This window comes from Stieleria mannarensis (assembly GCF_014154935.1).
Lineage (GTDB): Bacteria > Planctomycetota > Planctomycetia > Pirellulales > Pirellulaceae > Stieleria > Stieleria mannarensis.
The window spans coordinates 738-17,682 of sequence record NZ_JACEHH010000019.1; the positions used below are offsets into that span (position 1 = coordinate 738).

Below are 16,945 nucleotides of genomic sequence, written 5' to 3' on the forward strand. Positions count from 1 at the left end.
TCACCTATGTTTTTGCATCCCATCACCGGGAACATGAAATACCTTCAGCGTCCCACTTGCGACGTCATCTGTGAAGTGCGCCGTAAAGAGACGTTGAAAATGGGATGCAGCGTCAGCATTGGAGATTGCGTACCTCACTCCGTTGAGACTTAGGCCGTCGTTTAACGCGATAAGTCGGTGTGCTTGGTCTAAGATGTCCAATTCTTTTCCTAATTCGTGGTACCGAGGGTTTGCTGGATTGTAGACCGATTTCCGAAAGGCAGCATTGTTGCGTCCAGCCCACTTGGCTTCGACAATGTATTTCGACTGAATGCCATCAACACCAGTCGCTTTACCGACGTCAAAATAGTGCTCGTACTGTCGGCCGGTAACAAATCGCTGATATTCATCAAAATATGCGTCGCCGATTAGTTTACGAAAGAGATGAGCGGGCTTGTTTGTTTGAACGCCCCGGATTTCGCTTTCATCGTACGACGCCGAGTTGTGAACGAGAATGTGAGTTCGGCCTATTTCGTAGACGTTTTCTCCGTGGACGGTGATGTTGTAGACGGGCTGTTGTGTTTGATGTGATGTGGTTGCGGTGACTTTGGCCGTGCCGGCGGGGTGGCGGAGTTGGGATTCGGGGCTGAGATCGGCGGCTTTGATAAACCACTTCGCGTCTTCATCCCAGAACGGATGGTCGGGGGTGGTTTGGATGGGGGTGGGTTCGCCTTCGATGGTCAGGGAGAGAATTTCGTGGGCGGTGTGGCGGAAGGTGGAGAGGATCACTCGGCCGGGGCCGGGGGGGATGGGCGGGCAGGGGTTGATCGCGGTGATCAGGGCTTCGTTGTGGGCGTCGGCGACTGGGATGTCCATTAGGGTGCGTTTGCCGACGCGGACGTTGTTGGTCTTCAGCCAGATGTCGGGCTTGAGCGTGGTGAGTTCGAGGATGTCTCCGTCGCGTTTGGTGACTTTGGCGGTGACCGCGACGTATTGACTCCAGTCGGGTTCGATCAAGCAGGGATCGTGGCGGTCGACCAGTGGGTTCTCGCCTAAGACTCGTTGGCCGACGCGTAGTTGTTCGATCGGTTTGGTGGCGGAGCGCTGGCTGGGGTCGGCCGAGGGGATGTGGACTGGTGTACCGGCGACAAAACATTTGACCGTCTTGGCGCCGATCGCGCCGGTGATCATCTGTCCGTAGAACCCGTAGGTCAGACTGGTTTGCAAGTCCTGGCCGGTAGCGATCCCATAGCCGAAACCGATCACCGCGCCGCTCGATTCGACCGCCACCGCTTTGGCCGCGTAGCCGAGTGCGCCGGTGCTGCCCAGTTTCGCGAGGGCTCGCCCGTAGGCCGAATAACCCGTACCGGTGATCCCGCCGATCAGGCTGCCGGCCATGTAGCCGGTTTCCAGGTTTCCGCCGGCGGCATAGGCCGTCGCCAATCCGGTCAGTCCCCCGCCCAGACCGGCCATCGCGCCGACCGGGTGCAACGCGCCGAAGGTTGCCCCCAGTGCGACTTGCCACCACACCGCCCCTTCGCCGAGTTCGCCTTGGATGAAGGCGTCCGCACCGCCGGCCCAAGCCCCCAAGACCGGCACTAGCGCGGTGCCGCCGGAGACTACGACGACCGCCGCGCTGGCCGCGGCGAGCGCCGTCGTGACCACAGCGGCTTTGGCAATCCGTGTCGCTTCGACGCCCAGGAATGTGTTGTCGGCGATTCCCGCTTGGCCCGATGCGATCCATGACTGGCCGACGTCAAAGCCATAGAAGTCGGCCACGATCCCGGCGCCGACGATCACGGTGTTGGCCACGTCGGAAATGGTGTTGACGGCGCCGGCGAGCGTGTCGCTGACGGACGTGAAAAACGCGCTGCCGACCGCCGACGCCCAAGCGATTTCGTCTTGATACGGTTCCAGCTGCGTCGCGATGAAACTGGAGACCGCGTTATAGACGTCTGCCCCCGCCGCGACGAACGGTGCCGCCGCCGACTGGGCCGTTTGGATCAGCTGGTTCGTCGCGTCGACGACGTCCGCGAAGCCGCTGTTTTGATAGGCCTGGTTGATCACCGGTACGAGCGCGCTGCCGTAGGTGAACGTGCCGAAGGAATCGTTGTGAACCAGGACGAAGTGATCGGTCCCCGGCAGCCGAACGTGGTAGTTGTGATGCTCGGCGACACAGAAATTGAACACCGGAACCGGCGGCGATGTCGGTTGCGAGATCGTGGTGATCGTTAACGCATCATCGCTGGCGGTTTTGAGCTGGTCTCCGGGGCGGAGGTTTTGTGCGAGGGTCCAGGTTTCATGTTTCAGGTTGCGAGTTTCATGTTTCAAGTTCTCCGATGCGGTGGGCTTGGGGCGGACGTAGAAGGGGTGGCCGGCGGTGGTGGCGATCGATACGTCGCCGAGGTGGATGGTGAGGAGCGGCTGCGGGGAGTTGTGGTAGGTTTCGGTGACGGTCCCGGTGGTGAGATTGCCGGTGGAGGCGTCGCCGTTGAACTCGGCCGATGCCACGGTGTCGCCGGGGACGATTCGTTCGATCGGTTTGGTGTGTCCGTCGGCGAGCAGGATCTCGGTTCCGGCGGGGAAACAATATTGCTCGATCGTCGCGCTGCCGGTTTGTGCGAAGCGGTCCACGGTCGCACTGGAGGACCACTGGCTTCCCGGGGTGATCGCCGGGATGCCTGTCGATTGCACATCGCGGAAGGCGGCACCGCTAAGGCTGCCGACCGGTGCGGCGGTGCGCGAGGAGATCGGCGAAGCGGAAACGTCCCCGAGTGATTCGGCGCCGCCGGCCGTCGGGAGCGTGGGTGCCGATCCGAGAACCATCGGAACGCCGGTCGATGAATGATCCAGATCGCCGACCGTGCCCGTCGCGGCGTTGGAGGTGTCGACGAAATCGATCAGGGCGTCGTAGCGTCCGCGGCCGGTCAATGTGAGGTCGATGTCACCGTCGATGTAGTTGCCTTGCCCCGAGACGACTTGATCGACCGCTTCGGTGAAGTCCGTTGCCACCGAGTTGATCGTTCGCGTTCCCGTCACGCTGCCGTCGATTTCGGTGGATCGATCGAAGACACCGGTTTCTCCGCTGGACGTTTCAGTTTCGGTGAAGCTGTCCGCGCCGGTCAATGCGACTTCGTAGACACCCGCGGCGTCGGTGCCCGATTGTGAAAGCGAATAGGTGTCGGATCCTTCGCCGCGACGCGCAAGGTCTCCGGTCAGCCGGTTCTCATCCAGGTCGACCGTGTAAGTTTTCGTTCCTGATCCGCTGATGGAGGCGTTTCCGTCGAGTCCGCGGTCGATCGAATGGGTGAACGAATAGGTGTCGGTTCCTGTGGTGGTGTGATCGAAGACACCGGTCACGGTGTTGCCGGTGGAATCGGTTTCGGCGACGTCGGTTGACGTGGAGTCGTAGTCGACGGTCAGTCCGCCCACCGTCCCGTCTTGGGTCAGCGTCGTGGTGGTGGTCGCATCGGAGTGTGAGGTGACGACGCCGGTGACGGAGTTGCCATTGGATTCCGACGAGGTTTCTTGTGTCGCGGTGTTGACCGAAGCGTGGTCGTGCGTGCCATCAGCGGACTGGAGCGTTTGGGTCGTCGTGACGGTCGCCTCTGATTGGTCAGCACTTGTGAACGCGCCGCTGATCTGGTTTCCGGATTGATCGCCGGTCGAGTCGCCGGCGGCGTTTTCCGCGATCGAAAGCCGGGTGCCTGCCGCGTCGGTCAACGAACGAGTGACGGCGGAAGTGAATTCGGCGGTGGTTGAATCATCAAAGCTGCCGACGACGGAATTGCCTTCTTCGATTGACGATGAAGTCGTTTCGACGCGCGACGTGGCGGTGTAGGATTCGCTGCGGGTGCCGGATTCATTGACGTCAGTGATCGAGGAACTGGAAGTCGACGCAGTGTAAACGCCGGTGATCGCGTTTTCGGAAGAAGATGATGACCGCGTGTCACTGCGAGTGACGGTTTTCTGATCATTGCCGTCTGCGTAGGTCGTTTGTTTGGTGTAGTTGTACGTGTCGGTGGACCACGACGTGGTGGACGACGCGGACGTGAGTTCGTTTCCGGTGGTCGAATCGAGCGAGGTCGTCGACATCGTCTCGGTCAAGGTGAAGGACCGGTCAGCGATCGTTCCGGATTGTTCGCGAGTCGACTGGTTGCTGGATTCACGGGTTTCGCTGAAGTCGCCGGTCACGCGGTTGCCGCTGGCGGTCGTGGTGGCCGATGAAGAACGGTTTGACTGGCCGGAGACGTTGCGATCGGTATTGGATTGCGACAGGTCGTCGGTGGAGGTCGACGTGGTGGTAGCCGTCGAGGTGTACAGTCCGGTGATGTCGTTTCCGATCTGCCGAAAGACTTCGTCGACGGTGCGAGACGTTTCGCTGGTTTGGGCCTGGGTTTGGTTGGCGGAAGATCCGTCGTCTGAGGAAACCGTGTTGCGCGTGGTTTCTTCGGTGAAGTCGCCGCCGGTTCGGTTGCCGCTGCGGGTGCTGGAGGTTTCGGTGGTCGACGTCGAAGTTGCGGAGGCGGAAGAGGTCTGGTTTTGCGACGATTGGGTGGTGGTTGTCGTGTGTGTCGCAGTCGACTCGGTTAGGTAGGTGTCGAAGCGCGAGTTCCCGGTCTCGGTCGACGTTTCGGACGTGGTTTCGGTTTGCTGGGTCGTGGTGACGGTCAGCGTTTGGTTTTGGGTTTGGCCGGTTGCCGAAGCGGAGGATTCACCCGCGATCGTGGAGGTGTAGTCGCCGGTGACCTGGTTTCCGCCGGTTGTGGTGGTGGACTGGGAGCTGCCATCGCGATTGAGTGTCGTCGTTTCCGTCTGATTTGTTTCCGATTCGCTCTGCTGGAACGTTCGCTCGATCGTCGAGGTCGAGTCGTAAGTCCCCGTGATCGCGTTCTCGTTGCCAGAGCTTGTGGAAGTCGATTGAGAGGATTCGGTGGAGGTGACCGAGAGTGTTTGATTGGTGTCGTTCTGCGAAATGGTTTGTTCGTCGGTTCCGCTGGACCGGTAGGCGGACGCGCCGGTGATTGCGTTGCCGGAGGACGATGATTCGCCGGTGCCTTCGGAGCTGGTTGTGACGACGCTGGTCAGCGTTTGGTTGGCGGTCGTTTCGGTTTCGGTGCCGCTGTGACTGGAGGAGCCGGTTTGCGAGAACTCGCCGGTCACACTGTTGCCGGTTCGCGTCGTGATTTGGTTGGAGGTGGCCGACGCGTTGGATTCGAAAGTCCGCGACTGGTTGGAACTCGATTCGCTGGACGAGTTGTTCGATGCCGTCGTGGTGGTGCTGGAATAGACACCGCTGATTGCGTTGGACGTCGTTTCGGTGTCACTGGTCGATGAAGCAGTGAACGTCGTCTCGACGGTCACGAGCTGGAGATTCGTTTCGGTGGCGGTGCCGGCCGAGGTGGATTCGGTGTGGCGGGTGGAGGTGCTGGTGCCGGCGATCTCGTTGCCGGTTTCGGTGGACGTGCTTTCGCGGGTGCTGCTGGAGACGGTTGTCGCGCTAAGGTCCAAGTAGGCGAAGGACTCGGTGAAGGTCGAGGCGGAGTTGGATGAACCGGAGGACGAATAGGATCCGATGATGTGATCGCCGCTGGTCATCACCGTCGACGACAACGTGTTGGTGGTGGCGTTGTTCGACGTCGGTCCGATTTGATTCGACTCGGTCGCCTGCTCCGACGACGACGTGGTCACGGTAGACTGGTAGGTTCCGTCAATCGTGTTTCCCGATTCGAGCGTTTCGGTCGTTGATTGGCTGTCGAAGGTGGAGTCGACGACGAGCACTTGATTGACGTCTCGGCCGGTGCCCGAAACGCTGCTGGTCGACGTCGATTCGGATTGGTAGACGCCGGTGATGTGGTTGCCGGAATCCGAAGTGGTCGTTGAAGTCGTGGCGGACTGCGTGAGCGTGACCGAGAGGGTTTGGTTTTCGAGTGACGACGAGGATGTGGTCGTTTCGGAGTTGGTGGATTCGGACGCGTAGCCACCGGTGATCGTGTTGAAGGTCGACGTGGACGAGACAGTCGACTCGGTGGTCGTCGATTCGCTGACCGTCTCGGTTTGCACGGAACTGGATGCGGTGGTTGCCTGATTGGAAGTGACCGAATCGGTTGAGGAGGCATCGCCGGTGATCGAATTGCCGCTGCTGGTCGATTGGGTGGTTGCCGACGAGGTGACCGTGATGCTTGATTGGTAACCTTGATTGACGGCGGTTTCAGAGCGAACTTCGCTGGAGGTGGTTGTCGATTCGCTGGAGAAAACGCCGGTGAATCGGTGATCGGTCGATGTGGCTTCGGTGTGCGACGATCCCGTCGATGTGATGGTGACGCGGAGGTCCTGGTTGCTGTCGCTTTGAGTCAACTGGGACGTCGATTCGATCGTCAGCTCGGAGATACTGGTTCCGGCGATGTTATTCCCCGCAATCGACTCGGACGACTGCTCGGTCGTGTGCAACGTCGAATCGACGGTCAGCGGTCCGTTGGTATTCTGGGCGACGCGCGTGCGATCGGATTCCGACTCGGACGTGCTCTCGAAGACGCCGGTCGTGTTGTTCCCCGTTCCCGTGTTTTCGTAGGACGTGGTTTCGGTGATCGTGTAGTCGACGTCGAGCGTTTTGTTTTCATCGGCCCCGGTGATCTGTGAGGTTTGGGAACCGAGGATTGTTTCGCTGAACGCGCCGGTGATCACGTTTTCGGATCGCGCGGCGGTGGACTCAAACGAGGTGGATTCGGATGCCTGGGCGCTGAGCGAGCCGTTGGCGGCGGATTCTTCGCGGGTTCGCGTGCCGGAGTTTTCGGTCGTTTGCGTGTTTTCGGCGGCGATCGCGTTGCCGGTGAAGGTGGTGGTTCGGGTGACCGATTCGGCGATTTCGGCGGAGACCGACAGCGATTGGTTTTGCAGTGACGTTTCCAGGGTGCTGATGGTGGTCGCAACAATGGAACCACTGCGGTCACCGGTGATCGAGTTGCCGGTAGTCTGTTCGCTGGATGTCTCGGTCTCGCTGGCGAGAACGGAATTCGTCGACGTTTGGTTGGTCGTCGTTTCGTCGGACTGTCCCGTCGTGGTTGACGTGGCGGTTCGGGAGAAGGCTCCGGTGATTTGATTCCCAGATTCGTCCACCGAGGTGTTGAACCCCGTCGTGGTCGTGTTTTCGGTGCGTTCGGTTTGGTTGGTGGCAACGGTGTGGCGTGTGGATTGGGATTGGATCGACGTCGTTTCGTTGTAGGTACCGGACAGGGCGTTGGAAGTGCGTCGCGTGGTTCCGGAGGTTTCGTCGTTGAGTGTGAGGGTCGTGGTTTCCAGGCCGTTGGCGGATTGGTCGGTTTGCTGCGAGGTCTCGGAGAACTCGCTGGAGACGTCTTTGGTTCCTCGGATCGTGTTGCCGGTCAACGTCGTGGTGCCGGAGCTTTCCGATTGCACGGACGTCGTGACCGACAGCGGACCGTTGGTCGTGGAGTCGCTGCGTGTCAGCGTTGATTCGTCGCTGGTGATGCGGGTGTAGTCGCCGCTGGAGTGGTTGCCCGTGACCGTCCCGACGCTGGTGCTGGTGCCGGCGGAGGTCAGTTGGGTGGTTCGGGTTTGATTGACGTTGGTTTGGGATTCGCTGGTGGAGGATTCGTTTTGCCAGGAGTCGGCATAATCACCGGTGACGGAGTTGCCGCTGCGATCGGATTCCGACACCGTTGTCGCGGTCGAGGTGGTGGTTTTGCGGAGGGTTTGGTTGGTTTCGACCGTCGACGCCTCGGTCGTTTGATTCAGCGTCTCGGTGGATTGGAAAAGCCCCGTGGCGCTGTTGCCGGTCGAAGTGCTGGCCGTGGTCGACAAGGTGGTTTCGGTGCCGAAAATGGCTTGGGGACCGTTGGCCGAATTGAATTCTCGGTCGACGGTGGTCGAAGCGGATCGAGATTCGCTGTAGGTGCCGGTGTTGGCATTGCTGTCGCTGGTGACGGTGATGGACGAGACGGAATCGGAGACTTCGGTGGACGAGAAGGTCTGGTTGGTGACGGTCGATTCCGACGTCGTCTCGGTCGCAAGTTGTTGTTCGGATTGACGGGTGCCGAGAATTCGATTGCTCGATTGGGTTGCCGTGGTGGTGGAGGTTGTTTGTTGTTCGGTTTCGCGGCGGAGCGTTTGGTTGAGGATGACAGAGTGCGAGGATTGGTTGTCGGTCGACGAGGATTCGCCGGTAAAGATCCCGGAGAGTTCGTTGCCGGCGGATGAACTGGTTTGCGTTGATGTCGCGGTTGATGTCTCGGTGCGAGTGAGGCCCTGGTTTTCGTTGGTCGACGAACTTTCCAGAGCGGACGACGACGTGGAAGACGAAGTCTGGTCGCCGGTGATCGTATTGCCCGATTGGGCGGACGATTCGGTACGCTGGTCGGTCGTGTGCGACGTGGTGACGGAGGAATGGTTGCCACGACGCGAGCGAGTTTCCGACGACGACGTCCCGGAGGAACTGGTTTCGTAGACACCGCTGATGCTGTTGGCGGTGCTGGTCGACGTGCTTTCGGAGGTGGTGGAGGAAACCACTAAAGTTTGATCGTCGTTGCCGAGGGTGGTGCCGGCGGGGATCGAGAGGGAGAGGTCGCCTGCGAGCAGTCCGAGATCCGAGAGTGGGTTCAGGCGGATGTCGAGGTCGCTGCCGATGTTCAGTCGGTTGGGGCCGCTGAAGGAGGCCGCGAGAGAACGCCGGCTGGATTGGGATTCCGAATCGCGGACGACGTCGCCGCGGATCGAGTTGCCGGTCGAACGAGTCGTCGAGGAAGACTGACCGACGGCCGTTTGGTGCGACGTGGTCGTCTGGTTCGTGTTGGCGGTGGAGTGTTGCGATTCGCTGAGGACTGATTCGGTGGATGTGAAGTCGCCCGTGACGGAATTGCGAGTCGATTGCGTTTGTGATTGAAGGGTTGTCAGGCTGGACGAAGTGGACGACTGCGAGAGCAGGCTGGAAGATCCCGTCGTGGATTGTGTCGCCGACGATTGGGTCCGGGTCACCGCTTGGCCCGTGATTCGATCACCTTCCACGATCGAGTCGGAGCTGCGGTCGACGATCAGCGTCTGCGAAGACACGGCGTCCTGGTTCGAGTTGGACGTCGTCGTTGTCGACGAAGCACGCGATTGGGTGGAGGTTGAGAACAGCCCCGACAGCGTGTTGGACTGAGAGACGACGCGGCTGGACGAATTACTTTGGGAAGTTTGCTCGGTGCGGGCCGTTTGGTGGGTGGTGGTTTGTGTGGAGGTCGATTCGGACCGATTGTCTTCCTGTTTGGTCAGGTTGCCCGATCGGGCGTCGCCCTCGCCGAAGTATTCTGATTCGCTGACGGATCGCTGGTGAGTTTCAACCGAGCGTGAGACACCCGAAGCGTGGCTGTTGGTCGATCGGCTGGTCGTTTCCGATTCTCCGTAGCTGTAACCGTCAAAGGTGTAGTGGCCTTGTTTGGCGTTACCGGATTTTTCAGACTGGGACTCGGTTTCGGTGTGCGTCGTGGAGGTTGACTGGACCGTTTGGTTGGTCGTGGTGGAGGTCGAATCGCCGGTCGAAATGGAGTCGGAAACAATGGTGAATTCGCCGCTTTTCTTGTTGCCCGTGGTTTCTTTGGTGCCGGTGGTTTGTCCGGTCGCGTGGGTGATGGTTTGGCTGGGACCGTTGTCGGTGACGGTGTCGGTGGTGTAGGACTGATCGAAACGCTCGTCGTAAACGTAGTCGCCGCCGAACAGGTTGCCGGACTGGTCGACCGACGATTCCGTCACGCTTTCATGAGTCGACTGCACGCGATAGTCATCATCGACCGAGTTGGTCGTGGTCGTTTCGGTCGTGGTTTCCGAGGTGTTGTCGTTGCTGAAGGAGAACCATCCGGTTTGGTCGTTCCCGGTGCCGGTGACGCTGGACGTCGAGGTGCTGTGGGTGACGGAAGTGTTCTGATGGCCTTGATTGGTCAGCGTGGTCGATTGGTTGCCGGTCGACGTTGACGTGGTGGACAGGTTGAAGGATCCAGACTGGATGTTGCCGGACTTTTGCATCGTCGTGATGACGTGATTGGATCCCGACGTGGTTGTGGTTTGGGGGCCGTTGGTCTGGCGTCGATCGATGATGGTTGCGTGGGTGGTCGTCGTGACCGAGATGGCATAGTCCCCCGATCGACTGACCGAGCCGCTGGACTGGACGACGCGTGTACTGGTCGCTGCGTCGAGAAAGTCGAATCGTTGGCGTCCGCCCTGGTGATCCGATGTGGTCGTCGTCTCGATGCTTAGATTGCGCTCAGCTGAATCATTGGAACCAGATTCGGTCAGCACTTCGATCGTCGACTCGGTTCCCCGCATCACGAAGTTGCCGACCATCGAGGTTCCACCGCCACCGATCAGTCCGTCGAGTTGGCCGACGAGATCGCCATCGACGTAGCGCTCGCCGCTGGTGGTGAATTGGGTCTGCTTTTGCGAGCGCAGTGTCCATTCGAATTGGCCTTGGTCCCACGTTTTTTCGTCGATGAAGTTGCTGGCGATGGTGGACGTGGTGGTGGCGTTTTGGCTGGATGAATTCGACTGGTTCGTCGCGGTCAGGTCGGCGGTTCCGTCGAAAGCGGTTTCATAAGAAGCGACGTTGAAGGCGGCGGGTGCAAAGCTGACTCCGTCGACCGAGCCGCGGGCGATGACTTTGCGAACGTTGACGCCCGAGCCGTCGCCCCGTTGGCTGGCGTTCGGTTCGCCCAGGCCGTTGCTGCCGGCGGTTTCGTACCCGAAGGCATAGGAGAAGCCGGCCGTGCCGAGTGAGACGACTTCATAGGTCCCCGCGGCGCGATCGAGGGCAACGTGGGTGGACAGCCCGAAGGAGGTCGGCGCCGCACCGGTCCCGCCCGATGTAGTCCCTCCGCCACCGCCTTGATCGCCGTCGGTGATCGGCGATGCGAAGCTTTGCACTTGCGGTGTGATCGAGTTACCGTCGTCATCGGTCAACGCCAGCCGCTGGAGGTTTTCTTCGCTTTTGACGTCGATGATGTTGGCCAGGGTAACTGCCAGGCCACCGGTTTCGTTTTTCGTGTCGCTGATGTGGACGGTGATCGCGTAGGGGCCTTCGCGATGATAGGCGTGATCGGCGACGACTTCGAAGCTGAGTGGGACCAGGGCGGTGCCGCTGGTCTTTTGCCGCACCGAACCGACCGCGGTTTCTCCGTCACCGAAGTCGATCGTGGCGACGAATTGGGATGCGGAAGCGTTGGGATCGCCGGCGATGAAGGAGGCGACCGCGGCGCCGTCGTCGCGGGCGAAGGTCGCGTTTTCGCTGGTCGGGCGGCCTTCGAGCGCATAGACGACTTCGCCCGTGGCGTACACCGGGGCCGTTGCGCGGACGATCGCCTGGCCGGTGGAAAAGACGATCTGGCCGGAGTTGTTGACGATGTCAAAGCCTTCGATCTTGTCGACCGCTCCGATCCCGGGCAGGATTTCACCGAGATCGATGACTTTGCCGTGACCGACGAACATCGGCCGGGGCAGCACGTCGCGGTCGGTGTCCGAGGGAAAGTAGAACTTGGCCGAGTGCAACCCTTGCTTGCCGTTTGCGTCGGCGGCCATGAAGGAGACGGTCAGGAACGGCGTTCCGTTCGGTGGCGCTTTGCCGCCGGTGAGTTGACCGGCCAGTCCCTGGGTCAGGTCTTCGCCGATCTCACAGACGTTGCCTCCGCCACCCCCGCCGTTTTCACCGCTCTGATCGTCGATGTCGCCTCGATCGCTGGTCCCGGTGCTAAGGGCTCCGTTGATCCCGATCGGTCCGCCGAGTAGCGAGGCGATTCCGCCGCGGTCTTGGCCTTCCACATCGACCTCGTTGGCATCCAGCACGCCGTCGCCGGATTCGCCGACGACCTTAACCCACTGGCCCGTTTCGGGATCGATCGCATAGATGCCGCGTCCGAGCGGCCCGTCGGCTGCGGCCGCAATCACGCCGGTGTCGCTGATCGCGATTTCGTCGCCGATCGCCGCCAAACCAAACGACTTGATTTCCCCGTCGATCGACATCGCTTTGACCTGTCCATCTTGGACGAAGGCCGACCATCCGGTGTCGGACAGTTGAACATTCTTGACCGGCGAATCGATGAAGGTTCGGACGTAGGGTTGGTCGCGTTCGCGGCTGAACGTCACCAGACTCAACCCCGGATCGACTTCGGCGTCATTGGTGTCGGCAACGAAGACCGCTTCGCCACGATTGTTGACCGAAGCGGACTCGGGGTGAATCGAAACGAAGGGCGTGACGTAAAGTTGGTCGACGTAGATCGGCATCAATGAAGTCACCAACGCGGTCGAGCGCAACGTGGTCAGGTTAATCGCATCGGGGTGTTGAAACGCGTTCCAAACTGGATTGACCGGTGTGAAGAAGGCGCTGGACCAGACTGGGTCGACGGTCCAGATCCGTGGCACCATGGTGAACTGGGCCGTCGCGGCGGTGCCCAGCAACGGCGGCAGCACGGCCGTGGTTTGGGCGAACACCATGTCCAGCATCGTCGGGTCGCCCCAACGCAATCCGGCGGCGGCCAGTCCTTCGTCGCCGACGGCGATTTGACGCGGGCTGGCGAAGTTGTTTTCCGGCGGCGGGACACGCTGTGGCAGTTCGCCATCGCCGTCTCCGCCCGAGTCATCTCCGTCGGGCTCGTCGCCGCCCGCGTCTGTGTCGTCGCTGTCGCCGCCACCGTACGCGGCACAGAAATCCGTGCCGCCACCCTGGCCCGTGTCGCCCGATCCGGGGGCCGGCAACGGGTTATACAACCTGTCGGCGTTCCAAAGTTCGGCGTAGGTCATCGCGACGTTGGTTCCGGTCAACAACGGCAATCCCATTGCGACCATCCCGGTGATTGCGCGGGCGTTAAGCTGACGTTGTGCGTAGACCCCGTTGGCATCGTTGACTTGGACGGTGTCGCTGAACCGCATCATCGGCGAATCGGTGAGTTCGCCGCGTGGCGGTGTCGAAACACTGTTCTCGCCGAAGACCAATTCGTCGGGGATCAAGGGTTTGACGCCGCCGGTTTCGTCCCAGATATACAGGTTGTCCTTGCCGTCTTCGGTGGCCGAGAAGGCGACCAGGCCGTAGTTATTGATGGACACACCGCTGCCGATGCGATCGTATCCGTCGGCGACCTTGTCAAAGCTGTAGGCGGAGGGACCGCTGCGGAGGACGATTTCGACGACGCCTTGGCTTGACGCTTGGCTGGCCGGTGGGCCGGATGGTGGGGCTGCGAATTCGGAAACGAGCGGCGATGCGATCGGGGATTGCGCATCAGCTTCGCGGACCGTGTAAGTGAAGGTGTCGATGACGTCGACGCCGTCTGCTTGCAATTGCCGCAGGGTTTCGCTGGTGGTCGGGTCGTAGCTGAAGCTGCCGTCGGCGCTAACGACCACACGTGCACCGTACTGGCTGTATCCGTCAAAGGAGGCTTGCAGCGTAGAGGCGCCCGAATCGGTGTCGGGGTCACGGTCGTTGGCCAAGACACCGTTATCGGCCGAAACGTCAAGCCGTCGTGAGGCCACCGTCCAGAATCCACGCTCGATGCCGTCGTCGCCGGCAACCGGCGCGTCGTCGACGCCGACGACTTCCAGGGTGACTGTGGCGGTGGAGGTCGCCCCAAAGTCGTCGATCACGGTGTACGTGAACGTGTCCAATGCCCGCTGACCCTCGGCCAACTCGGTGAACACGCCGGTCGGGTCGTAATCGAAGGTGCCGTCGGGACGCAGGGTCACAACCGCGCCACCGGCGGACAACGCGTCGGTCCGACTGGGATCGATCAGCAGCGGCAGCGGCGAATCGGGGTCAGTGTCGTTTCGCAGCAGGCCGTCGGCGAGCGTGGTTGTCAGACGCCCGTCGGCGGCGACGCCGTTGTACTGGTCGTCGACCGAACGTGGTGCATCGTTGACGCCGGTGACCGTCAGCGTGACGGTTTGCGGCGACGACGTGTCCGAGCCGTCGGTCAGCCGAAAGATGAAGCTGTCCGGTGCGGTCTGGCCCGGCGCGAGAGATTGGATCGCGGTGACGTCGTCGGCGTCGTAGCTGAACGTCCCGTCGCCGGCGATCACCACGCTCGCGCCCAAGTTGCTGGTAACCGTTTCGGGAACAGTCGCCAACGGCGGGTCGGAGGGCAAACGATCGCTGTCGGTGGCACCGGCCAGCAAGCTGTCGAAGCCCGCCGGATCGATCCATCCGTCTTCCGTGATGGTTACGGAAACAGGTGCGGCGATTGGCGGAAGGTTCACCGCACTTTGCACCCAGACCTCGGCGATCGCGGGCGAGCTTTCCGCATTGCCGTCGGTGATCGTGTAACTGAACTGGTCGACCAGAGACTCGCCGGCCGCGAGGTTCTCAAACGCCGCCACACCGGTCGGGTCGTATCGGAACACTCCATCGACTTGCATCACGGTGGCGCCCAAGGCACTCGTCATGGCGATCGATGCGATGCCCAGCACATCATTGACATCCGGGTCGCTGTCATTGCGGAGCAAGTCGGCGGTGTCAATCACGACCGGTATTCCCGCCCGCGCGTACAGTGATGGCGTCGATGGAGTCGGCGTATCGTCACGTGCAATGGGGTTCTGGTTGTCACCGCTGATGCGGATCAAGACGCTGGCCGTGTGCAGGCTAAAATCTGCGGCCCGCACGGTGTACTGAAAGACGTCGGTTATGAATTCGCCCGGCCCGACGCCTTCGTAATCCCGGCCCGGGGACAGCACAAAGCTGCCGTCGGAATTGACCGAGACGTCGGCTCCCCAACGTGTGGTCGAATCAAAATCCACCAGCGACGTGACCGCCGCGGCGTCGTTGGCCAACAGCCCGTGGGCGACATCGACCGAAAGCAACTCGGACGCGTCGGCATCGTAGTGATCGGTGACGGCGATGGTCGCGGCGGCGGAGGGAACCGCGATCGCGACGTCGACGAAACGCGACTGTCCACCGCCGGCCAGATCCGCGACGGTTTCGGTCGCGAGTCCCGGCGTCGGTGCGGTGTCGGCGGTGAAGCTGAACGTCAGCCGATTTGATCCGACCAGTCCATCGTCGGGGTCATCGGGCGAAACCAACATCTCCGCGGCGCCGGCGGTGTAAGCGATCGACCAGGCGGGCGGAGCGACGATGTCGGTGAGGGTGATATCGGTCGGGACCGGGAAGCGGATTTCATCAAGACGTAGCGCGGGGTTGGACGCTGCGGTCGCGGTCACCACGTAACGATAGTCGTCGCCGATCGGTGTGACACTGGACTGCAAGTCGGCGTGACGCGTCGAATCGCGCGACCAATCGGCGACCGCCGTTTCACTTCGACGGCCTTCGCCGTCGCTTGCACGGACGTAGATCGCGTGATTCCCATCGACGAACGGTCCGCCATGAATTGATTCCAGATCCGTTGCGGTCAGTGTGAATCGGCCGGCGGTGATCGAATCGGTCAAGTCGACGAGGCGACCGCCAAAGTTTGGATCGGTGCTGATCAGAACGCTTGCGATTGGCGATTCGGAATCCACTCGGCCCTGGACCATCGGCGGGGTGATGTCGCCCTGATCGGTCAGTGTCAACGTCACTGCGGGAGGCAATTCGCCGCCGCGCGTGAAGGCGAATGTTTGCTCGATCACGTTGCCGGCCGGGTCTTCCGACGTGACAACAAACTCGTTCGCTCCGGTGGCCAAGTCGACCACAAAGAAGAATTGGCCGGACGCATCGGCGATCGGCGTTTCCTGTTGCCCGGTCATCGTGATCCGGCTGCCGGGTTCCGCGATGCCGGCCAAGGTGACTTGGGCGTCCGTCGTGTGATTCGGATCCACGCCGCTGCGGTGCCGCGGCAGCAGTTCCAGCGAAAGTTCCGCGGGGGCTTGATCGTCGATCGACAGCAGCAGCGGATCGCTGGGGCCGGCGATGTTTCCGGCGGTGTCTTCGATCGTTGCCATGACGTGGTAGGTGCCCGTGGCCAGTGCCGGCAGCGTGTACTGGGCGACGCCGGTCGAATAGACTTCGCCGGACACGACGCCGTCGACGTAAAACGTAACCAGCGCACCGCGTTCGGCGAACAAACGTACGGTCGGTTGCGTTTCGGCAGTCAGGTTGTCGAACGGATCATGACCGAGGTCGCTGGCGGTCAACAGATCGGGTCCGGAGTCAATCGGAGGTGCCTGGCGGTCGAGATCGAATTGCAACGTGGCGGAGGATTCGTTTCCGAAGGCGTCGATCGCCGACAAAGCGACTTGATAGCGACCGTCGGGCAGCGGTTGGCCGGCCAGGGAGCCGAGGGTCGGAGCGTCGATCGAGAGTGTTTCCCCGACCAGTGCCGCGGAAATGTCGACCGGCGGGAAACCGTTGATGGATCCGGTCAGCGACTGAATCGTCGACGCGTCACGGAGGGTTCCGCCGATGGAAGGGTCGTGCGTGATCCGGTCGTTGTCACTACGTCCGGTGTCGTTGGTCAATCCGATGTCAAACGTCGGGCCGTCGGCGTCGACAAAGACGACTTCGATCGGAACGGTCTGCGCGTTGCCGGCCGCATCGGTCGCGGTCACGGAGATCGGATTGATGCCAGGGACCAGCTGAACCGCGTCGATCGAAAAGTTCCCCAAGCCGTCGGTGTCGGCAAAGTTTGGCCGGCCATCGATTTCCAAACGCGAGCCGGGCTCGGCGGTACCGACCAACGAAACTTGTTGGGACGCGGTATGAAAGGGGCCGCCCAAGTCATCACGTCGGTAGGGAACATCCAAGCGGATCGTCGGTGCGACCAGCGACGTGTCGACGGTGACGAATCGGGGCGTCGTGAAGGGGCTGATGTTGCCGGCGGCGTCGACCGACTGGGCGACGTAGCGATGCCGGCCGGGCGAACTGTCGACGGTCAAGTGAAGGGTTTCGGCCGCCGCGACCCGAGCCACTTTGTCGCCGTCGGCAAACAGAATCACGTCAGCATCGTCACTGGTCGCGCCGGTGACGAAGGTCAGCGTCGTGCGGTTGGTGATGGAGTCACCGGCGGTG

1 protein-coding gene (running past one end of the window) is annotated in these 16,945 nt (G+C 61.4%); it reads right to left on the reverse strand.

Going from position 1 to position 16,945, the window contains the following annotated elements; all coding sequences use genetic code 11:
• Nucleotides 1–16,945: the 3' end of a CARDB domain-containing protein gene (locus tag H1B37_RS14300; protein WP_182867348.1), read on the reverse strand. The gene runs 23,555 nt beyond the window's last position; only the last 16,945 of its 40,500 coding nucleotides appear in the window; the start codon falls outside the window, past its right edge; its stop codon occupies nt 1–3.